Source organism: Bradyrhizobium elkanii USDA 76 (assembly GCF_023278185.1).
Taxonomy (GTDB): Bacteria; Pseudomonadota; Alphaproteobacteria; order Rhizobiales; family Xanthobacteraceae; genus Bradyrhizobium; species Bradyrhizobium elkanii.
Genome location: NZ_CP066356.1, coordinates 981888 through 1002995, shown reverse-complemented (window position 1 = coordinate 1002995; position 21108 = coordinate 981888). Strand labels below are relative to the sequence as shown.

Annotated in this window: 17 protein-coding genes; 2 read left to right on the top strand and 15 right to left on the bottom strand. The window is 60.6% G+C overall.

Going from position 1 to position 21108, the window contains the following annotated elements; genetic code table 11:
- Positions 1–3: 3 nt before the first annotated feature.
- Positions 4–2262, bottom strand: a complete 2259-nt coding sequence (locus tag JEY66_RS04750) for a xanthine dehydrogenase family protein molybdopterin-binding subunit (protein WP_075968542.1) — start codon at positions 2260–2262, stop codon at positions 4–6.
- Between the two features lie 287 nt (positions 2263–2549).
- Between JEY66_RS04750 and JEY66_RS04745 the strand changes: the two genes are divergently transcribed.
- Positions 2550–3017 carry a MarR family winged helix-turn-helix transcriptional regulator gene (locus JEY66_RS04745; RefSeq protein WP_050994044.1) on the top strand — a complete coding sequence of 156 codons (468 nt, stop codon included), beginning with the start codon at positions 2550–2552 and terminating at the stop codon, positions 3015–3017.
- 1269 nt (positions 3018–4286) lie between these two features.
- A complete protein-coding gene (locus tag JEY66_RS04740) occupies positions 4287–5150 on the top strand; it encodes an AraC family transcriptional regulator (RefSeq protein WP_240536805.1) in 864 nt (287 codons plus the stop codon).
- 63 nt (positions 5151–5213) lie between these two features.
- Here JEY66_RS04740 and JEY66_RS04735 read toward each other — a convergent pair whose 3' ends face one another.
- The 14 genes from JEY66_RS04735 to JEY66_RS04670 form a co-directional block, all read right to left on the bottom strand.
- Positions 5214–6446: an ABC transporter substrate-binding protein gene (locus tag JEY66_RS04735; protein WP_018268989.1), complete on the bottom strand. Its 1233-nt coding sequence runs from the start codon at positions 6444–6446 to the stop codon at positions 5214–5216.
- A 136-nt stretch (positions 6447–6582) separates the two neighbouring features.
- On the bottom strand, positions 6583–8454 hold the full coding sequence (locus JEY66_RS04730; protein ID WP_016840491.1) for an AMP-dependent synthetase/ligase: 1872 nt from the start codon (positions 8452–8454) through the stop codon (positions 6583–6585).
- A gap of 1 nt (position 8455) precedes the next feature.
- On the bottom strand, positions 8456–9169 hold the full coding sequence (locus tag JEY66_RS04725; RefSeq protein ID WP_244620905.1) for an enoyl-CoA hydratase/isomerase family protein: 714 nt from the start codon (positions 9167–9169) through the stop codon (positions 8456–8458).
- 93 nt (positions 9170–9262) lie between these two features.
- On the bottom strand, positions 9263–10393 hold the full coding sequence (locus JEY66_RS04720) for an LLM class flavin-dependent oxidoreductase (RefSeq protein WP_026191900.1): 1131 nt from the start codon (positions 10391–10393) through the stop codon (positions 9263–9265).
- A 200-nt stretch (positions 10394–10593) separates the two neighbouring features.
- Complete coding sequence (locus JEY66_RS04715; RefSeq protein ID WP_026191901.1) at positions 10594–11376, bottom strand: creatininase family protein; 783 nt, start codon at positions 11374–11376, stop codon at positions 10594–10596.
- Positions 11377–12144, bottom strand: coding sequence for an enoyl-CoA hydratase/isomerase family protein (locus tag JEY66_RS04710; protein ID WP_016840487.1), 768 nt, complete (start codon positions 12142–12144; stop codon positions 11377–11379).
- Positions 12145–12308: 164 nt separating this feature from the next.
- Entirely contained in the window at positions 12309–12965 is a 657-nt protein-coding gene (locus tag JEY66_RS04705) for an ABC transporter ATP-binding protein (RefSeq protein WP_240536804.1), read from the bottom strand.
- A gap of 55 nt (positions 12966–13020) precedes the next feature.
- Positions 13021–13746, bottom strand: a complete 726-nt coding sequence (locus JEY66_RS04700) for an ABC transporter ATP-binding protein (protein WP_018268995.1) — start codon at positions 13744–13746, stop codon at positions 13021–13023.
- On the bottom strand, positions 13743–14690 hold the full coding sequence (locus JEY66_RS04695; RefSeq protein ID WP_016840482.1) for a branched-chain amino acid ABC transporter permease: 948 nt from the start codon (positions 14688–14690) through the stop codon (positions 13743–13745). Before JEY66_RS04695 ends, JEY66_RS04700 begins: the two co-directional genes overlap by 4 nt.
- Before the next feature lie 67 nt (positions 14691–14757).
- Complete coding sequence (locus JEY66_RS04690; RefSeq protein ID WP_016840481.1) at positions 14758–15627, bottom strand: branched-chain amino acid ABC transporter permease; 870 nt, start codon at positions 15625–15627, stop codon at positions 14758–14760.
- A 299-nt stretch (positions 15628–15926) separates the two neighbouring features.
- A complete protein-coding gene (locus JEY66_RS04685; protein ID WP_229197888.1) occupies positions 15927–16382 on the bottom strand; it encodes a flavin reductase family protein in 456 nt (151 codons plus the stop codon).
- Positions 16383–16500: 118 nt separating this feature from the next.
- On the bottom strand, positions 16501–16860 hold the full coding sequence (locus JEY66_RS04680) for a VOC family protein (RefSeq protein WP_016840477.1): 360 nt from the start codon (positions 16858–16860) through the stop codon (positions 16501–16503).
- A gap of 620 nt (positions 16861–17480) precedes the next feature.
- The gene (locus JEY66_RS04675) at positions 17481–19496 is read right to left on the bottom strand and encodes an acetyl-CoA carboxylase biotin carboxylase subunit (RefSeq protein WP_026191903.1); all 2016 of its coding nucleotides are present in this window, start codon (positions 19494–19496) and stop codon (positions 17481–17483) included.
- A 2-nt stretch (positions 19497–19498) separates the two neighbouring features.
- Entirely contained in the window at positions 19499–21028 is a 1530-nt protein-coding gene (locus JEY66_RS04670; protein WP_370146039.1) for an acyl-CoA carboxylase subunit beta, read from the bottom strand.
- Positions 21029–21108 lie beyond the last annotated feature (80 nt).

The following is a 21108-nucleotide window of genomic DNA, read 5'->3' as shown; positions in this document are numbered from 1 at the left end:
AATTCAGCTCCTCTTCTGTAGCGCGCGCCACACTTTTTCGGGTGTCATTGGCAGATCGGTGATTCGGATGCCGTAGGCGGCGAACAGCGCGTTGGCGATCGCCGGTGCGACCGGCAGGATCGCTCCCTCGCCCATTCCCTTGGCGCCGCCAGGCCCCGGCCCGTCGCCGTTTTCGACAAGTATCGTGTCGAACGAGGGCGGCACGTCGGAGATCCGTGGTATCGAATAATCGATCGGCGTCGCGTTGACGGGCTGCCCGTCCTGGAACTCGAGGGCCTCGTAGAGCGCGTGACCGAGCCCCATGACAGCAGCGCCCTCGTCCTGACCTTCCGCAGCGACGCGATTGATCACACGACCGACGTCGGCGGCGCTGGCGTACCGAGGAACATGGATCTCGCCGGTTTCTTCATCGACGACGATCTCTGCGAGACCCGCGGATGTCTCCCAGAACAAAGGTGACTCGGCCAGGGAGCCCTTCCTCGAACGCGGCGTTATGGCGCCGCGGCCGACGACTTCTCCCGAATCGACACCCAGGCTGCGGTGAAATATCTGATGGAAAGCGAGAACTTCTGAACCGGTCGCAACGCCCCCCTCGACGAGTGACAGGCTGTCGCGGGGAAGCTCCCAGACCTCGGCAACCATTTCGAGAATCTGATCGGCCGCGTCGAGAGCGGCGCTCTCGACGGAGAGGCCAACGACGACGGTCGAGCGGCTCGCGCCGGTACCCCAATCATATGGGGCGACCGCCGTATCGGAGCGCAGGACGGTGATCGCAGAAACCGGCTGCTTCAAGGTTTGCGCGGCGATTTGGGCCATGGTCGCGTGCGCACCCTGGCCGACTTCGATACTCGAAACCGAAACGAGGACCGATCCATCGATCTTGAGACGTACGATGGCGTTGCTGATCGGCGTGTTCGCCGGATCGGTTGCGGCAACGGCCAATCCGCGTGCCTGACGATTGGACGCCTTCGTCTCCGATGCGAACGATTGCGCCACCCGGCCAATCAGCTCGCTCATGTCCATGTCGAGCGCGCGCAGATCGGGGCGGATGCGCTCACCGCGCGGGACCAAGTTGAGCAAGCGGAACTCTGTCGGATCCATTCCGATTGCCGCAGCCACATTATCCATGTGCGATTCCTTGGCCCATACGGCTTGCGGGCCACCGATTGAGCGAAATGCCGCGCCCGGGAGGGTGTTCGTGTAGACCGCACATGCCTCGAGGCGCAGATTCGGCGCCACATATGGCCCCATGATGCGATTTGCCGATTTCGTAGCGACTGCTGAGCCCGTATCTGAATACGCTCCGCCGTCGAGCAGAAGCCTGGCACTCTTCGCGAGGATCCGTCCGTCGGCATCGACCGCGGTTCGAATCGTGATGTCAGCGCCGAGCCTTCGGCAGGTGAGCATCGATTCCGCCATGGATTGAGCGACGCGAACTGGGCGCCGCACCTTCCAGGATGCGGCGGCGACCAATGGTTCGATCTTGACGGATGCCTTGCCGCCGAATCCCCCGCCAACGAATGGGACGATCACGCGGACTTTGGCCAACGCCAGGCCAAACAGCCTGGACAGGACCTTCTGAACCGCGGTCGGCGTCTGCGCACCTGCCCAGACCGTCAGGGAGTCTCCCTGGAAGTCGGCGATGACCGTGTGCGGCTCCATCGCGAAATGCGAGATCGCCGGAAACGTGAAGTGGTCTTCGTGAATGTACGCCGCGACCGCCTCCGCAGCGTCAACATCTCCAACTTTGTTCCTGTAAGTGTGGAAGATGTTGCTGCCCGGTGTCGGCCTGGCGCCGCCCTTGAAGTAGAAGTCTTCGAGGTTTTCGTGACGCTCATGGATGAGCGGCGCATCCGCCATCATCGCTTCACGGATGGTCGTCGCATGAGGGAGTTCGTCGTACGCGATCTCGACGAGCTCCGCGGCAGCTTCGGCGATCTCGATGGTCTCAGCGATCACCACGGCGACCGGCTCGCCCACATACCGGACTCGGTCGATTGCCATGATCGGCCGGTCCTTGAGCACGACACCCCAGCAACCGAACGAGACGACATCCGCTCCGATGAGCACGTCGACGACGCCGGGTATGGACCTGGCGACGCTCGCGTCAATCGACGAGATGCGCGCGTGAGTAGCCGGCGAACGAACCACAAAGCCGTGCAACATCCCCGGGATCACGAGGTCGGTAACGTATTCAGCCCGCCCCGTTACCTTCTCGATGAGGTCGGGTCGTACGGCACTCATGCTGTCATTCACCGACATGCTCGGATCCGGGGTGCGAGGTCGCCGCCGATGGTCAGAAAGCCTGCGCGGCTCCTCCCAGGCGGCAATTCTCAACGCCTATCCCACTTATCACTCGTATACAAGTGCTACACTCGCATGCGAGTGATCTCTTCTGTCGCACCGGACGGATCAGGCTCGCGGTCAGACGGCATGGATTCTTGGCGGCAACGAATGTAGACAAATGACCAACTCGGAACTTCCGAGGCCGAGCCATCCAGCTTTGTTCAAGCCGAGCCACGGCCAAGTGCCGCAAGAGGACGAAAATCGTGCAACCGAAAACCAAGACGGCTCCGACGGAGAAGCCGAAAGAGGCCGCACAGCCTTACAGGTTGGACGATGCACCAGGATTCCTGTTGCGCGTCGCGCTCCGGACCCACACATCGATCTTTGTCGCGAAAATGATCGAAGAACTGACCCCACCCCAATTCTCGACGCTGGCGAAACTGAGGGAAGTCGGATCATGTTCTCAAAATCACTTGGGACGACTGATCCACTATGATTCAGCAACGATCACCGGCGTCATCAATCGCCTCAAATCGCGCGGGCTGATCAAGAGCTCCAAGGATCCTTTGGATCCACGACGACGGCAGATCGAACTAACGGACAAAGGGAGGCGGACGGCGGACGCTGCGATCGAGACCATTGGCGAGATTTCCGGCGAGACATTCGCCCCCTTGACGAGGGAAGAATTTCGGACCCTGACCGAGATCCTCAAGAAAATCATACGCCGCTGAGCCCCACAGCGCTGAGCCGGCCGACAAGCTGATCCCGTAAACGCTTCAGGTCCCGCCAAGCAAAAAAATGGCCCGGCACGAGCCGGGCCAAGTCCAGGGAGGAAGCGAAGGATGTGGATCCTTCGCAAACGCCGAACGCGGATCTCGATCGAAGACAGCTCAACGAACGATCTCAGCGACAGAACTATCCGGTATACCGCCCGGCATTTTGTGCTGAAGAAGATGGACTTGCACTAATTTCCGGCATTTTCGCGTGACAAGGCCGGGATGAGCCACATCGGTCCGCGCCATGCTGCATGAACCGGAGGCCAGTCGGTCGATAGCCGACGACGACCCGATCACAACAATCGATTGATCCCATCACCGGCCATCTTTCGAATGCCGGCTTCATCGCATGATCGATCGACGCCGTTCCCTGAGCGGCTATCCCGCGCGCCTGCGCAGAGCGCGGACGATTTTTGTCCTGAAGCGCGCGAGATCAAACAGCAATCTGGGTGCTCTCCTGATCGCAATCGCTTTACCCAGGATCGCGAGCCGCAGAACGCGGACCAATCTAGCCAGGCCCAATTCCATGAATGCCTGCCGGACATGTGGCTGGTTGGCGATCGAAAGCATATTGTTCGCTACAATGATGGACGATCTGAGCTCTGGTTTCTTCTGCAGAACAAAGTCTCGGCACGCTGCCGCGAACTCCAGTTCCTGAGCGCTCAAGGATATGCAGAAGACAGTTCGATTATCCTCCGCCATATTCAATTGCCCCCGAACGATCGCACGGCGCGGCCTTCCGTCTCTCGACCTCACAGCCTGCGCGGCCTGGCTTTCGCCTTCCAATCAGCAACACGTACGTGCCGACTTTCTGCGCAATGCTCCTTGGTAGCATTGGGGCTCGCGGCATTTTCTGGCGAAAACCCTTGCGGACAGCCGTGAAGGCGCGATCGGCGGAGCCGATTGACGCGGGAACGCGGCATTTTCTACCGTCGGGGCGGTGCCCGGTCACACCCCAAGACGCGTCTTGTCGCAGCAGCTTCCTCGTTGAGCCTTCCGGCTGCTTTCCCCATCGCGGAGCCCGGCGATGAGCAGCCGTGACAGTCACCAAGATTCTCGTTCCGGGAAGGGACGAGGCTAACCCGCAGGACCGGATTCTCGCGTTCTCGCATTACTTTTCGGTGACGAGCATTTCCCGGAGCGCTATCGTCACCCGGACTCCAGCCGCGCCCTTATCTCCGCCTCCTGAATTGCGGGAGCCGTAGCCAATAACGAGCGAATTCGATGAGCATGTTATCCACGTCCGAAATGGATCCTGGCTTTGCTAGAATGAATTTGCCCGAGCTTCGGATCAACTACGATCCGATTGATCCGGATCAGTTCGATCGGCCGATCACCTCATTCTGCATCGAAACCGGTGAAGACAACGACGAGCTTCCGCTCCACTCACACAAGAAAGGGCAACTCGTTGTCGCTTCACATGGATCGGTGATGTGTCGTGCCCCCGGCGGACTATGGATCGTTCCGCCACAGGGTGCCGTGTGGATACCGGCCGGCGTCATGCACAGCAATTGCGTCTCGAACAATGGCAAGGTCTACGTCGTCTTCATCGATCCGCAGGCGAGTACGCTTCCGAGCACATGCTGCACATTCACGATATCATCGCTCGTCCGTGAACTGATCCATCGGCTCTCCGTTTTTCCTCCCCTGTATCCGGTCGACGGGCCGACCAGCCGGCTCGGACGCGTGCTGCTTGACGAATTGGTGCAGATGTCCACCGAACAGATGTACTTGCCCATCTCCACCGACAGCCGACTTCAGCATCTCGCGGCATCGCTGCTCAATGACCCCGGCGATCGCAGCACGATCGACGAACTAGCGACCAGATATGCGATGAGTGTCCGGACCTTCGCCCGCCTGGTGCTGAAGGAAACCGGGATGACGTTCGGACGCTGGCGACAGCGCCTTCACATCCTCGTCGCGCTGCAGAGGCTGTCTGCGGGATCTTCCGTTCAGGCCGTCTCGCTCGATCTGGGCTATGAGACCCCCAGCGCCTTCATAACCATGTTCAAGAAGGCAATGGGCAAGAGCCCGCGCCGCTTTCTTGCCGAGCGATCCAGTTTCGTAGGCCGTGAGCCCTTGGCTTGAAGACCTTCGCCCGGGAACCCTGGCCCCAACATCGCCCGCTGGGGCCGCAGTTCGCGGCGTCTCCTATCGCGAGTTGAATGGGACGAGAGGGTATTGGAGCGCAGCTTCGGCGACCGACTGCGGCGCCACCACGCGAGGCTTCCCGTTCTGCCCTTGAAGGATGGTCACGTCGCTGCCCATATTCTGGCCATTGGCGTCGAACTTGATCTTGCCGCTGGACATCAGGATAGGCGTCATGTCCGTTCCTTTAAGCGCGGCGTGGATCGCAGCGGACTCGGAAGAACCGGCGCGGCTTACGGCGTCCGCAACAATCTGAACAGCTTCGAAGGCACACCCTGAATTCCCGTCGACCCAGTCATTTGGATAATCGGACGCAAATCGCTTCAAGATCGCCGCGGCGTCGGGCGCCTTCGGATTGTACCACAGGGTCGAGAGTATCGCGCCGTCACCGTACTTGCCCAACGCGTCATAGTACGCCTTGTCCTGCGCGCCATTCGAGTTGGGTGAGAAGATCATTTTGGGATTCCACCCCTGCTTGGTGCATTCCCGAATGATCATGATGGCATCGTTGACACGCGTGACGGAGACCAACGCGTCCGCGCCTGACGCTTTGGCTTTTGCAACCTCGACCGAGAGATCCTTGGCTCTTTCATCGTATGGAATATACTCGGCAATCCTGAGAGGCACTTCGACCTCCTTCCAGGCCTGATCGATGCTCGCCGCGGTCGACTGTCCCATCGTATTGTTGAGGTGCATGACGACGGCGCTTGTTGGAGCGTCCTTGATCGAGGACAGGATGGACTTCAGCTCCATGAGGGACTTCCTGACGATTGTCAGGGACGTCGGGTAATACCTGAACACCTCGGTGAATCCTTGAGAGGTCACCTGGGTCGCGCTCGCGATGTGAACGACCATCGGCACTTTTGCGGCTTCTGCGGCCTGAAGCGCGGAGATGGTTGCTCCGGAATCCCACGCGCCGATAAGTACCGTGCACCCCTGCCTGATCAGGTTCTCGGCGGCAATCCGTCCGTTTTCCGGCCGGCTTTGCGTGTCCGCATGGATGATTTGCAGCTCTATACCGAACTTCTCCTTTGCGAACTTCGCACCCACATCGATGCCGCGTACGCAAGCCTGCCCCGGAAACGCCAGGACGCCACTGCTCGGATTGATTGCGCCGACGCGGACCTTGGCCGGGGTGGCCGCTCTTGACCGCCACGATGCGAACCCGACGGCGGCGCCAATTCCGCTACCGATCAAGGACCGGCGGGTCAAACCGCTTTCGCTGTGCTTTCTCATGTAGTTCCCCCTTTGGTTGGCTGCAAGAATAATGATGCGGTCTGATAGCGCTCACTGAACAGTCAGGCGCTATCGCGCCAGGGACGTGTACTCGCGCCCCGGCGCTTCACGAGATCCGCCGCCCGCGTGATTTGGCTCAGGGTCTGATTTCTGCCTTGACGAGGTTTTCTTCGCTCTCGTCATAAAGCGTATCGATTAGTGATCGATACCTCTCCATGATCTGCTTCCGACGCTTCTTCCGAGTCGGCGTCATCGTGCCGTTCTCGGGAGAAAGCTCTTCCGGCAATATCCGGAACGCCTTGATCTGCTCGGCCCTGGCGAGCCTGCCATTCGCCTTGCCGATCTCTGCTTCGATCATCCGCACCACGATTTCGGAGTTCGCCAGTTCCGAGTACCGATCGATCCGAAGACCGTGCGATCTGGCCCAATCCATCGTCGCGGTCGCGTTCACCTCGATCAGCGCGGTGAGGTACTTCTTTCCTTCACCAAGCACAGCCGCCTCAGAGATAAACGGGCTGCGCCTGAGCTCGTTTTCGATCTGCGTCGGGCTGATGGATTTTCCATTGGAAGTGTTGATGATCTCCTTTTTTCGATCGACCAGCCTGAAGAGGCCGGTCGAATCGACATCCACGATGTCCCCGGTGTAGAGCCAGCCATCGCGCAGAGCGGATTTGGTCTCTTCCGGCTTATTCCAGTAACCGACAAAGAGTCCGGGTCCCCTGACAATCATTTCCCCGTCTTCGAGAACAGCGGTCTCCCAAGCCGGATCCCGCAGAGGTACGCCCACGGTGCCGGCTTCCGGCCATTCCGCCATCTGCACTAGGTTGGCGCCAACCAGCTCTGTCTGTCCGTAACATTCCTTCAGCTGCAATCCCCATAGCTGCCACAGCGACATCAGCTCGGGAGGCATCGCCGCGGACGAGGTGTATGTAACCGTGAGTTCCTCGAACCCGACCTCACAAAGCAGCGGACGGAAAACCTGTTGCTGGCACACGGCAAAGAGGCCGGAAATGAACGGTTCCGGCACGCCTCCGGCCTGACGATCATCAAGGGCCTTGCGGGCGATGGTCATCGCGAGCTGATAGTCCTGCTTCTGCTTCTCGGACCCGGAGTGAACCTTGCTGAGGATCTGGGTAGCATACCGCTGGAAGAACCGCGGCGGAGCCATGAAGTAGGTCGGCTTCACTTCCTTGACCGTTTGAGCGAACTCTGCGCTGTTCTCGCCGAAATACGGCACCAGGCGGATGAGCAGAGGCAGTGTCGTTGCCTGTGCGCGTGCCACCGTGTGTGACATCGGCAGGTGCACGACGACACGGTGGACATCGGAGCGCAACTTCGACGTGAACAGGGTTACGCTGTGCGCGCCGGCGAGCAGCGACAGATGGGTCAGCATCGCTCCCTTCGGAAATCCCGTCGTTCCGGACGTGTACCCGATGCTGGTCAGGTCGCTCGCCTTTGCTTTCGCGACCTGCTCCTGCAGCAAGATGTCGGCGTCAACCGATGTTTCGCTCCAGAAATCATGAAGAGAGACGACGTTCGCCGGCCCGCCTGCCTTTTTCCAAGCGGGATCGAGCACAATGATTTTTTTCAGCTGGTCAGCATGGCCCGATGCAAGGACGGTACCGAGCTGAAGTTCACTCCCGACGAACATGAACGACGTTCCGGAGTCGCCGAGATAATAGCCGACCTCCTCCGCCGATGAGGTGAAGTAGACGCCGACCATGATGCCGCCGGCACAAATGATCGCCATGTCCGCAAGAAGCCATTCCTGGGACACATCCCCCATGATCGCCGCGCGATCGCCGCGTTCGAAACCAGCCTTTTGCAAAGTGGCCGCCAACTTGGCCACCTCGTCCGAATACTGCTTCCAGGTCGTGGCGATCCACTCACCGCGACGTTTTTGCTTGAAAGCGATCTCGTCAGAAAGCTCCACCCTCCGCCGGCTCAGGAGCTGCGGAATGGTCACGTCGGCGAGTTGGGCGCCCGACGCAAAACCCTCGGCGCTCACCTCAACGCTCCGCGAAGCGCTTGCGCTTTTCAGCGAAGGCGGCAACGGCATCGCGCCGTTCGGGCGCGGCAAAGGTGATCGTCTCGAGGGCGGTCGAGGTGTCAAGGAGCAGATGCGCGTACTGCTTGATAATCTTGTTCACGCAATACTTGGTCCAGATGATTGATTCTCTTGGGCCGCTCGCGAGCATCTCCGCGTACTCGATTGCAGCATCCTTGACGTCCCTGTTCGAAATCACCTCGTTGATCATGCCGATGGACGCGGCCTTTTCTGCGGAGATGAAGTCACCGGTCATCAGGTAGTGCTTCGCACGGACGGGTCCCATCAACAGGGGCCACATCACCGCGCCGCCATCGCCCGCGACCACACCTGCGGTAACATGCGTGTCGGCAAATCTCGCGGCCGGGCTCGCGAATATGACATCGCAGAACAAGGCGAGAGTTGCCCCGAGACCGACCGCGACGCCGTTGACCGCGGCGATGATGGGCGCCTCGACTTCCAGCATGTTCCGGATCAGATGGCGTCCGCCCCGGGTCGGCGACGGGATTGGACTCTTGTCGAGCGTTTTCTGATCGCCGCCCGAACAGAACCCCCGTCCCGCCCCCGTCAGAACGATCGCGCGGACCGCCTTGTCCTCGTCCAGCTCGACGAAGACGCGCTCGAGCTCGCTGTGCATATCCCAATTGATCGCATTGAGGATCTCCGGCCGGTTCATCGTGACAATGGCGACACCGCTCGGCCGCTTCTCGACGATCAGATATTTATAGTTCTGCTTCGACATGGCTATCTTCCGTTTGTTCCGGTTGGCTTACTTTTGCGGTCGCATGGCGCGGATCTGTCCGAGAATATCTTCCGTAGGCCGGACGACATTTTTTCTGTCGTTGAAGTGGGGGATCACATACCGGCCACACATGTCGATCGCTTCCATGATTTTCTCGTGATTGACGGAGTCGAGATGGAGAAGCACCTCGTCTACGCCCATCGCCTGGAACTTCTCGATCTGACGAATGACAGTGTCCGGGCTTCCGCAGACCGTTGTCGCGGAGTGGTTGAGCAAGTAGTCCCAGTCCTTTCCCGCTCGCTCCATGGCTGGCACGCTCTCGCTCATATACGCATAGTCGTCGGCAAGCTTCGCGAGACGGGGATAGGCGTCCGTTGAAATCCTCGCATAGCGCATGAGGGGCTCGGCGTAATCGTCCTTCGCTTTCTGATCGGTTGACCCGATGCCGAAGAAAAGTGGAATGCCGATGCGCGGCCGATCGAGCGGACCTTGTTCGTCACGCTTCCAGCCGCGACGGTAAGTGTTTAGAAGTTTTTCCTGGACCTCCCATCCCTGGTAGATGCAGTTGCTCATGACGGCGAGGCCTTCGGATCCGGCCCAGCTGTGGCTCCGCTCGCTGGTCGCAGCGATGCCGATCACCGGATGCGGCTTCTGTATCGGCTTCGGCACCAGCATCCGCGGCGGGATCTGATAGTACTTGCCCTCGAAGGTGAAGATATCTTCGCGCATCGATTTCTTCAGGAGCGCGATACCTTCCTCCATCTGAGCGAGCGTTTCGCCCGGATCAACGTTGAAGGCGCGCATGGCGATGGTCGTGTTGGCCCGGCCGGCGTAGAATTCCATGCGGCCATGCGACAGGATGTCGGTGACTGCCAATCGCTCCGCCGATCGCAAGGCATGATTGATCTTCTGGGGCATCAGCGTCACCGCTGACCTCAGCTTCACGCGCGACGTAACGGCTGCAAGGTACCCGTAGACGACCTCCGGCGCGGAGCTCGAGATACCGCCGAGTGCAACGTGTTGCTCGGAAAGCGCGACGCAGTCGAATCCGACCTTTTCCGCCAGACGCACCTCGTCCACGAGTTCATGGAGTCGGCGGGCATAGCTCTGCCCGACCTGGGTTTCTTGCTCCGACCAAAACCCGAACGTAAGTGCCATCTTCTGGATCCTCATGGAGTGTCAGATGGCGAAGCATTTCATGGGCGCGGCAACATTTTTGTTCGAATGCGCCCCGCAGTTACATGACTTTCCAAATTTTGTGCTGTGAGCAGTCGATGCTTGTCCCTTTCGCAGCCAACGCCGCTGAGCGTGGCTCGACAACCATTCTCGGCGTTCATCTGCGGAGGAGCACGAGAGATTCAGACAACGTTGCTTTGGCTTCCAAACGAGACAGCCAGAAGATCTGCTATCGCCGCGAGACATCGCTCGCCGATCCGGGCTGTCGAGCCGAACGGGTTGCCGATGATGCCGTTGGCGGTGACGGACTTGATGCCGTTTCTCCACATTGCCTGAAGCTGCTCCTCGGATAGCGCGCCGAGATGCCCGACCTCGAACCGATCGAGCCGAACGTTGTCGGGGCGGAGCAACATCATGAGCGAGGTCTCCGCGATATCGGCATGTCCTCCAACCGCATTCGGGTCACCACCCGCTTGCTCGACGGCGCTTCGCCATGCCTCGATCCAGGCGACTGCATCGCAGTACGCGTCGATCTCGACGTCTGCCGGAACGGCGCTCCTCAGCCGGGGAAGCATGTCCTGGAGCGCGGGAAAATTCCCGATGTGGCCTGAGAACAGCAGAATGCGCCTGAAGCCGTGCCTCGCAAGGCTTGTGCAATAATCCAGGCAGATCGATTCGAACGTCTCCGGGCGGATGGAGATCGTCCCCGGGAAGACCAGATGGTGGGCTGAACAGCCGACCTTGATGGTGGGCGCGATCAGGGTGCGTCCCAGATGCCGCGCCAGCCTCGCCGCGATGGCGTCTGCATGATCCGCATCCATGCAGAGCGGAAGGTGCGGTCCATGTTGCTCCACAGCTCCGCACGGTATCAGGACGGTCGATACCCCCGCAGCAAGGGCGACCGATACCTGTTCGAAGCTCATCAGTTCAAGACGGAGCTCGTCAGGCAATGCCGGTGCGGTCATTCACGCTTTCCTTGGCTGTTTCGACAGGAAGCGCGAACGCGCCTGTGCCGAACTATCGTCTACCAGATAGGCCGCAAGGTCCTCGATCGTCACCGCCTCGAGCGCAGCATCGTCCATTTGGCCCGTCAGGTTCAGCGAACGCTTGATCGCCGCAAACAGCTTGCGCTCCTTTCCACGAAGATACCTGCATACCTCCCCGGCCCTCACCATCACTTCCGCGGTGCTTGCGATCTCGTTGATCGCCCCAATTTGGCGTGCCCTTTGGGCGTCGGCCAAGTCGCCCCAGTAGAGCAATGCCTGTGCCTCACGAAGCCCAAGCTTCTGAACTGCCTTCCGGATTCCCTTGGCTGCAGGCAACAGGCCGTGGTTGATTTCCGGGAACCCGACCTTGCATTCATGGTTCGCTACGACGTAGTCGGCGTGAAGAAGAAACTCCAAGGCCCCGCCGACGGCGTATCCACGCACGGCACACACGAAGGGCCCGGGGTATCTCTCCATCTCGCAAAGAAGCGCATGGAAGCTCCTCATCCGAGGCCGTGATATTTCGATGCCGCCGACCTCCTTTATGTCTCCGCCCGCGCTGAAGAAGCGCTCGCCCTGGCCGGTCAGGACAATGCCCGGCGGCGACGCCTCGCGAGACAATGCGCGAAACGTGTCCAGCAGCTGGCCAACAAGGGCGTTATTCAATGCGTTTGCCGGCGGCCTGTTCAGGGTCATGGTGACCACATCGCAGTCGCGTTCGATCAGAAGGGCGTCATCGGCTTCCATAAAAACAGCCTAAGCGAGGCCTTATGGAATTGATTGCGGTACACCCTTTCCCCGACGCCGCTGCTCGACACAAATGGTCGTGCCCGGGCTATTTCGCGGCATCTTCTGCCGCGATCGCTCGGCCGCCTTTTCGGATGACGGGCTAGTCCCGCCATTGAGGACCGTTACAATCCAAGATAAGCGCGCTGAATCTCGGGATTGTCCAGCAACTCGTCGCTGGATCCGTGGAGCACGATTGAGCCGTTCTCCAGAACGTAGCCGCGATTGGCCAACGCAAGCGATTTCGCCACATTCTGCTCTACCAGCAAGACCGTGGCTCCCTGCTCGTGCAGGGACTTCACCACACGAAACATGACGTCCGTCAGCGCGGGCGACAACCCGATGGAAGGCTCGTCAAACATGACGACCTCGGGCTTCGACATGATTGCACGGCCGATAGCCAGCATCTGCTGCTCGCCGCCCGATAGCGTGCCGGCCAATTGCCCCCGGCGCTCACGAAGCTTCTCAAACAATTGATAAACGAAATCGAGCGTTTCGGACTGCCCGGCCTTCGCGCGCTTCAGCGCCCCTCCGAGCAACAGGTTTTCTTCCACAGAAAGACTTCCGAAGATCTGTCGACCTTCCGCGACCTGGGCAATGCCGCGCTCGCAGATCTCCCACGGCGGCATCCCGGTGATATCAACACCGTTCATCTTGATGACACCGCTCGACGACCGAACGATGCCCGAGATAGATCTGATGAGTGAGGTCTTCCCTGCGCCGTTCGCGCCAACGACGCAGATCAATTCGCCTTTATGAATCTGCAGGGAGACGCCGTTCAATGCGCAGGATCCATCGTACGCGACACAAAGTCCATCGATCGTCAGAAGCGCACCACTAAGCATGGAAGCCTGCCCCCAGGTAGCTCTCGAGGACTTTCGGATCTGCAACCACCTCTCCGGGAGGTCCCTCTGCGATCTTGGCGCCGTGATGCAGCACCACCACACGCGAGGCCACTTCCATCACGATGCGCATCACGTGCTCGACAAGGAGGATCGTCAATCCACCTTCGGCAAGCTTCTGCAGTACGCCTACAATACCCGCAGCTTCAGTCGGTCTCAGACCCGCCATAACCTCGTCCAGCAACAGCAATTTGGGCCGGGTCGACAGCGCCTTGGCCGTTTCCAGCATTTTCCGGTCCGGTAGCGTTAATTGATCCGTCCTCGCGTGGGCCTTGGCGGCCAGACCAACGCTTTCAAGAGACTCGTACGCCTTCGATCTGGCCTCGCTTACGTTTCTGGTCCAGCTGAAGGCTCCGATCATGGCATTCTCAAGCACCGACATCTCACGCATCGGCCGCACGATCTGAAATGTTCGCGCGATGCCCATCCTGCAAACAGTCTCGGGTGGCGAATTGTCGATTTGGCGGCCTTCGAACAGCACCCGGCCGCTGGTCGGCTTCAGGGCACCAGCGACCAGGTTGAAGCATGTCGTCTTTCCCGCTCCATTCGGTCCAATCAGCGCTGTGATCCGCCCGGCTCGAAGTGAGAAGCTTACATCCTTCACCGCGACCAAGCCTCCGAACGATCGGGACAGGTTCTCGACCTCGAGCAGAGTTGTCATTCTTCGACCTTTCGGGACTGCCACAGCCATGCCGTGGGTGGCGCCTGGATAGCTTTGCAAAGGCGCACAATCGCCGGCCAGATGCCGTCTGGCAGGAACCAGACGACCGAGATCATGACAACACCGTAGGTAATATTGTTCAGTCCCGGGATCCGAAGACTGTCGCCGAGCGCGCTCATCAAGTGATTGAGCGGAATCGCGGCGAGCGACCCGACCAGCGGACCGAACGTGGTCCCCAGCCCCCCGACCACGGGCCCTATCAGGACGTCTACCGATAGCCCCATCCCCATGATCGAGTCCGGGAATATCGACCCTTGAACGAGCGCCAGAACTCCACCGCCCGCGGCAGCCGTTGCGGCCGATATCGAGATCACGAGAATCTTGTGCTGGAAGGTCCGGACGCCGAGTGCGCGTGCGGCCGATTCGTCGTCGCGCATCGCCCGCCATACGTATCCGAGGTAGGATCGTGAAATAAATTCGGTTCCGATTATTCCCAACGCCGCCAGTGCAAGCGCGACGAAGTAGTAGAAGCGGGCATCGCCGCGAAGCATGGAGATCTCAATCCCGCCTGTTGGCGCAGGAAAGAACAATCCCTGCATTGCGCCCACGAACTCCCAGCCACTGAACATGATCCTGGCGAACTCGGCGGCGGCAATCGTGAGCAGCGCGAAATAGATACCGCGAACCTCGAACCGAAAGCTCAACCAGGCGATCGACGCGCCAACGGATCCGGCGAGGATCATTCCGGTCAAGAGCCCGACCCAAGGCGAAATGCCGTACTTTACGTAGAGGACACCGACGGAATAGGCTCCCAGCCCGACAAAGAGGGCGTGACCGATCGATAGCTGCCCGCCGATCCCAAGCATCAGGTTCCAGGACTGTCCGAGGAAGGTGAACAACAATACGATCGTCATCAGCGAGATGACGTACGGGTTTGCCAGCATCCCGACCAATCCCAGGACAGCGAAGACCGTTATTCCGGCAAGCCACCGTGTCCTTTCCAGCCCACGGTCAAATTTCTTTTGCACCAAAAAACCCCCTCGGACGGAAAACCAGGATGATGATCAGGAGCGCGTAAGGAAGCGCCGTCTTCATCGAAGGCGTGAACATCAACGCCGCGATTGCCTCGGCGACGCCGATCACCAGACCTCCGAGGAGTGCTCCGCCAAAGCTGCCGAGCCCGCCCACGATGACCGTCACGAAAGCAAGGAGAGTGAAATCGACGGCGAGATATGGTTGAGCGTCGAACAGGGGAGATATCAGGGCGCCGGCGACCCCTGCGCAAGCTGCCCCGATGCCAAAGGTAACGGCATAGACTCGTGGAATGTTCAGTCCAACGATGAGGCCGCCCAAACGATTGTCCGCCGCCGCCCGCAGCGAGCGGCCGAACGAGGAGAACTTCAGATACGCTCCAAGCAGAGCTATAAGCAGCCCGGCGGTCGCTGCCGCCTGCAATCTCGCCAAGTCGAGCGTCACAAGGCCGAGAGATACGGTCTGAAACGACAGCTGCGAAGCAGTGGGACGCGGATCCGGCCCGAACGCGACCAACAGGGCTCCGCTAAAGAGCAACGACAGGCCGATGAAAACAATGAACTGATAGTGATGCGGCCGGTTCACGAACCGCTTCACGATCAGCGCTTCTAACAGATATCCGAAGACGAACATCACGACCGCGGCGATTGCTGCCGCCACGATGATTGGGACGTTCCACAGCCGAACCGTCCAATAGCCGATGTAGACACCGAACACGACCATCTCGCCGTGCGCAAAATTTACGACGCGCATGACGCCGAATATGATGGTCAGGCCTAATGCAACGAGGCCGTAAACGAGACCGAGCAGAATGCCGCTCGCAAGAACATTTAGCCAGAGCGAGAGCATCAGCAAGCACTGGCCGGCGCGAGCGAATGCCGGGTATTGGACACCGCAACACTCAGTAAGGCTGCCACCCGCAGCTGGCCGCGCTCGGATAGGATCGAGACCACCCCAGCGTTGAATTCCCACCTGATCTGGTCAGCGAACATGATCCCCCGCATTGGCATTTCTCCTGCGTTTGTGACAGATATCCTCTTGGCCGCCGGACGCTATGACCTGAGCCTTTGCTTCGCATTCTCGGTCGGCGTCCGGGCGCTATTCTCACTGAGTGCGACACTCATTCGGCAGCCCATGCGCGGGACCTTCTAACGCTTCGGTACGGTGAATTCGCCGTTTACGTAGACAAGCGGCTCGCGATCGAGGTTGGTTGTTTGGGCAACAACTTCGCCGACGAAGATCGTATGGCTGCCGGCATCGTACGAACCGGACACGCGACAGTCGAAGCTGCAAATTGCCTCGATGAGACTCGGCGCACCTGTCGTGAGTTGACGCCACAAACCGTCAGCAAAGCGTATGTCGCCCTTGCTTCCGTCCTGCCCGGCAAACTTCTTTGCCAGCTCGGCGTGATCCGCCGTGAGAATGTTCCAGCAGAATGATCCACTCTGCTTTATTGTGTCGTGGCCACCGGCGGACTTGTTGACGCAAACGAGCACGCTCGATGGTTCGGTTGACAATGAGCACCCGGCCGTCAACGTCAAACCGTGCCTGCCCGGTCGCACGCCCGTCGTCACGATAGACACCGCGCCGGGCACGTTGCGCATTGCGCTCCGGAATTCCGCGCTGCTGAACACCGGGGATGGTTGGTTTGGCATCGGTGACACTCGGAAATTCATGGTGATGGGTTCCCGCAAATACTCGAACCGAGTTGTCCGGAGTCGGCTAGCCGCCCTGCTTGTTCGACGCTTGAAAGAGCTGGATCGTGTTGTTTTGCGGATCCTTCAAGCAAGCCACACGGCCATGCGCCCCCATGTCCCGCATTTCGCCGAAAATCTCGGCTCCCAGGGCGCTGGCCCGATCGAGCATCAGCTCCAGATCATCCACTTCAAATACGACGACCGCGTTCCGAGCCCCTTCGGAGGCCGACTCTCCGGGGCCTGCGATGCAGAAGGCGGCCTTCTCTCCGGCGAATTGAATCCATTTGGCGCCGTCGGCGAAACGGATCGTCAGTCCAAGCGCTTCATAGAAGCCGGCTAACGCTTCAGGTTCCTGGGCGGTAAGATAGATGTGCTTGAGCTTCATCTCTTGCTTTCGATTCCGAGCGCACCATCAATCCGTGACCTCCGGCCACGCTTGTCCGATGATCTTTGCGCCGCGCGGTCGGCATTAATGTTCGAAGTTTTCACCGCGCGCATCGCCCATCAGCATATTATGCTGCAGGCTATCGGGGCCGGCTTGTTAAATTTTCAGCGCATGCGACGACGAGAGACGATTCATTGCGTCATCTTCCCGACAGAGCCTTCGGGCGCGTATCATCGCTTGCGCCGGCTGCGATTTTCCTGGCGCTCTCCTTTGATCATCCATGTCAACCCGCCGCTGGTGAGCGCTTGCGCAACTCGCGAATTATCCGATGACCGAATTTTCCTTTATTGGACCCTGCCGGCGCATTCGCGCATCTGCGAACAAGCTCGATTCTTGAGCCGTCGCATGTCGCATGAACAAGGCTTTCAGAATGCTCACTTCATCGTGCCGTGGAACTACGCACGCCTTGATGTGGTGGGAACTGAAAGCCAGATGCGGGCGCAAAATCGGTCAACCTTGATCGCCCGCAGCCCGTTGCATATGGGGGCGATCGCCCTTTTCCCGCCTTGGGTTAGCCGACATATCCTTACGGTAGAATGCGAAGATCGCGATCCCTATTGTCAGGCGAACTCCAGGATCAGCGCGTCGACCGCGAGCGTGGCGCCGGCGGCGGCGTGGATCTTCTTGACCGTGCCGTCACGCTCCGCGCGCAGCACGTTCTGCATCTTCATGGCTTCGACCACCGCCAGGGTCTCGCCGGCCTTGATCTCCTGCCCCTCGGTCACCGCGATCGACACCACGAGCCCAGGCATCGGACACAACAACTTCTTGCCGGTGTCGGCGGCCGAGACCACCGGCATCAGCTGCGCCGAGGTCGCCTCGGTCTCGGTGAAGACGTAGGCCGGGACCTCAAAGCCCTGATGCGCGAGGCGGAAGCCGTTGTTGATCGCCCGCACCTGCACGGCGACGAAGTTGCCGTCGATGGTGCCCTGCCAGACCGGCTCGCCCGGCACCCAGCTCGACACCAGATTGTGCGGATTGCCGGGCAGCCCGTCAGCGCCGATGAATCGCACCGCGATGGCGTCATCCTCACGCGCGACGTCGAGCGCGATCTCGGCGCGATCGAGCCACACTGCGCGGCGGCGCTCGCGCAGCACCACGCGGCCGCCCATCTGGCCGGAAATCTGCCGCTTGCGCTCGCCGAGCACGTGATCGATGGCGGCGCCCACTGCCGCGAGCCGCCGCGCGATCTCGCCCTCGGCCGCGCGCGCCGAAAATCCCTTGGGAAATTCCTCCGCGATGAAGCCGGTCGAGAGCCGCCCTTCGCGCCAGCGCGGATGGTTCATCAACGCCGACAGGAACGGAATGTTGTGCCTGATGCCGTCGACATAGAAGCCGTCGAGCGCGGTCGCCTGCGCCTCGATCGCGGCGGCCCGCGACGGGGCGTGGGTGACGAGCTTGGCGATCATCGGATCGTAATGGATCGAGATCTCGCCGCCCTCCTGCACGCCGGTATCGTTGCGGATCGTGATGCCGTCACGGCTGACTTCCGCCGGCGGACGGTATTTCACCAGCCGTCCGATCGAGGGCAGGAAGTTGCGGAACGGATCCTCAGCATAGACGCGGGATTCCATCGCCCAGCCGGTCAGCGTCACGTCCTTCTGCGCGATCGCGAGCTTCTCGCCCGCCGCGACGCGGATCATCTGCTCGACGAGATCTATACCGGTGATCAGCTCGGTGACGGGATGCTCGACCTGCAGGCGGGTGTTCATCTCCAGGAAGTAGAAGCTCTTGTCCTGGCCGGCGACGAATTCCACGGTGCCCGCCGAATCGTAATTCACAGCCTTGGCCAGCGCGACCGCCTGCTCGCCCATCTTGCGGCGGGTGATCTCGTCGAGCAGCGGCGACGGCGCCTCCTCAATGACCTTCTGGTTGCGGCGCTGGATCGAGCATTCGCGCTCGCCGAGATAGATCACATTGCCATGCTTGTCGCCGAGCACCTGGACCTCGATATGGCGCGGGTCGACGATGAATTTTTCGATGAAGACGCGGTCGTCGCCGAACGACGACTTCGCCTCGGCCTTGGCGAGGTTGAAGCCTTCGGCGACCTCGGCCTTCAAATGCGCGATGCGCATGCCCTTGCCGCCGCCGCCGGCGGAGGCCTTGATCATCACGGGATAACCGATTTCTTCCGCGATCTGGACCGCGTGCTTGTCGTCCTCGATGACGCCGAGATGGCCGGGCACGGTCGAGACCTTGGCCTTCGCAGCCGCCTTCTTGGATTCGATCTTGTCGCCCATCGCGGCGATGGCGCCGGGGTTCGGGCCGATGAAGACGATGCCGGCGGCTTCCAGCGCACGCGGAAACGCCTCGCGCTCGGACAGGAAGCCGTAGCCGGGATGCACCGCCTGCGCGCCTGTCTTGCGGCAGGCCTCGACGATCTTGTCGATCAGAAGATAGCTCTCGGCCGCGGCGGGCGGTCCGATCAGCACGGCTTCGTCGGCCATCTCGACATGCAGCGCGTCGCGGTCGGCCTCGGAGTAGACGGCGACCGTCTCAATCCCCATACGGCGCGCAGTCTTGATGACCCGGCAGGCGATCTCGCCGCGGTTGGCGATCAGGATTTTCTTGAACATGGTCACAGAGGCAGATTGTCGTGTTTCTTCACGGGGATCTCGACCTTCTTGTCCCTGAGCATCGCCAGCGCCCGCGCGATCCGGCGCCTCGTCGAATGTGGCATGATGACATCGTCGATATAGCCGCGCTCGGCGGCGATGAAGGGCGACAGAAAGCGGTCTTCGTATTCCTTGGTGCGCGCGGCGATCTTGTCGGGGTCGCCGATGTCGGAGCGGAAGATGATCTCCACCGCGCCCTTGGCACCCATCACGGCGATCTGCGCGGTCGGCCAGGCGTAGTTCATGTCGGCGCCGATCTCTTTCGACGCCATGACGTCGAAGGCGCCGCCATAGGCCTTGCGGGTGATGATGGTGACGAGCGGCACCGTGCATTGCGAATAGGCGAACAAGAGCTTGGCGCCGTGCTTGATCAGGCCGCCATATTCCTGCGCGGTGCCCGGCAGGAAGCCCGGCACGTCGACGAAGGTGACGATCGGGATGTTGAAGGCATCGCAGAAGCGGACAAAGCGCGCGGCCTTGCGTGAGGCGTCGGAGTCGAGCACGCCGGCCAGCACCATCGGCTGGTTGGCGACGAAGCCCACGGTGCGGCCGGCGATGCGGCCGAAGCCGGTGACGATGTTCCTGGCGAAAGTCTCCGAGATCTCGAAGAAGTCGCCCTCGTCGACGACCTTCAGGATCAGCTCCTTCATGTCGTAGGGCTTGTTCGGATTGTCGGGGATCAGCGTGTCGAGGGACATATCGACCCGGCCGATATCGTCGAAGCTCGGCCATTCCGGCACGCCGTCGGTATTGTTCGAGGGCAGGAAGTCGATCAGACGGCGCATCTGCAGCAGCGCGTCGACATCGTTCTCGAACGCGCCGTCGGCGATCGAGGAGCGCGTGGCGTGCACCGAAGCGCCGCCGAGCTCCTCGGCGGTCACCACCTCATTGGTGACGGTCTTCACCACGTCGGGGCCGGTGACGAACATGTAGCTGGTGTTCTTCACCATGAAGATGAAATCGGTCATGGCGGGCGAATAGACGTCGCCGCCGGCACAGGGGCCCATGATCACCGAGATCTGCGGGATCACGCCCGAAGCCTGCACGTTGCGGCGGAACACGTAGGAATAGCCCGCGAGCGCCGCGACGCCCTCCTGAATGCGCGCGCCGCCGGCGTCATAGAGGCCGATGATCGGCGCCCTCGCCTTCATCGCCATGTCCTGAAGTTTCGTGATCTTCAGCGCGTGGGTTTCGGAGAGCGAGCCGCCGAACACCGTGAAGTCCTTGGCGAAGACAAACGTCTTGCGGCCGTTGACCGTGCCCCAGCCGGTGACGACGCCATCGCCGGGGATCCTGGTCTTCTCCATGCCGAACTCGATCGAGCGGTGCTCGACGAACATGTCGAATTCCTCGAACGAGCCCTTGTCCAGCAACAGTTCGATCCGCTCGCGGGCGGTCAGCTTGCCGCGCGCGTGCTGCGCCTCGATGCGCTTTTCGCCGCCGCCAAGCCTTGCACCGACGCGACGTTCTTCAAGAGCTTCAATTGTGGAAATCACACAACACCCCCGGTGGGTCCGCGAGCAGGTCTTACCCCGCCATACACAAGCGATCCGAGGCCTGAGAAGGCTTGAAG

What these genes read in the sequence shown, in the direction of transcription:
- JEY66_RS04735 (WP_018268989.1), bottom strand. Translation starts at nt 6,446, where the DNA reads ATGAGAAAGCACAGCGAAAGCGGTTTGACCCGCCGGTCCTTGATCGGT.
- JEY66_RS04750 (WP_075968542.1), bottom strand. Translation starts at nt 2,262, where the DNA reads ATGTCGGTGAATGACAGCATGAGTGCCGTACGACCCGACCTCATCGAG.
- JEY66_RS04715 (WP_026191901.1), bottom strand. Translation starts at nt 11,376, where the DNA reads ATGACCGCACCGGCATTGCCTGACGAGCTCCGTCTTGAACTGATGAGC.
- JEY66_RS04740 (WP_240536805.1), top strand. Translation starts at nt 4,287, where the DNA reads ATGAGCATGTTATCCACGTCCGAAATGGATCCTGGCTTTGCTAGAATG.
- JEY66_RS04685 (WP_229197888.1), bottom strand. Translation starts at nt 16,382, where the DNA reads ATGCGCAACGTGCCCGGCGCGGTGTCTATCGTGACGACGGGCGTGCGA.
- JEY66_RS04725 (WP_244620905.1), bottom strand. Translation starts at nt 9,169, where the DNA reads ATGAACCGGCCGGAGATCCTCAATGCGATCAATTGGGATATGCACAGC.
- JEY66_RS04700 (WP_018268995.1), bottom strand. Translation starts at nt 13,746, where the DNA reads ATGACAACTCTGCTCGAGGTCGAGAACCTGTCCCGATCGTTCGGAGGC.
- JEY66_RS04695 (WP_016840482.1), bottom strand. Translation starts at nt 14,690, where the DNA reads ATGCTGGCAAACCCGTACGTCATCTCGCTGATGACGATCGTATTGTTG.
- JEY66_RS04675 (WP_026191903.1), bottom strand. Translation starts at nt 19,496, where the DNA reads ATGTTCAAGAAAATCCTGATCGCCAACCGCGGCGAGATCGCCTGCCGG.
- JEY66_RS04710 (WP_016840487.1), bottom strand. Translation starts at nt 12,144, where the DNA reads ATGGAAGCCGATGACGCCCTTCTGATCGAACGCGACTGCGATGTGGTC.
- JEY66_RS04690 (WP_016840481.1), bottom strand. Translation starts at nt 15,627, where the DNA reads ATGCTCTCGCTCTGGCTAAATGTTCTTGCGAGCGGCATTCTGCTCGGT.
- JEY66_RS04680 (WP_016840477.1), bottom strand. Translation starts at nt 16,860, where the DNA reads ATGAAGCTCAAGCACATCTATCTTACCGCCCAGGAACCTGAAGCGTTA.
- JEY66_RS04720 (WP_026191900.1), bottom strand. Translation starts at nt 10,393, where the DNA reads ATGGCACTTACGTTCGGGTTTTGGTCGGAGCAAGAAACCCAGGTCGGG.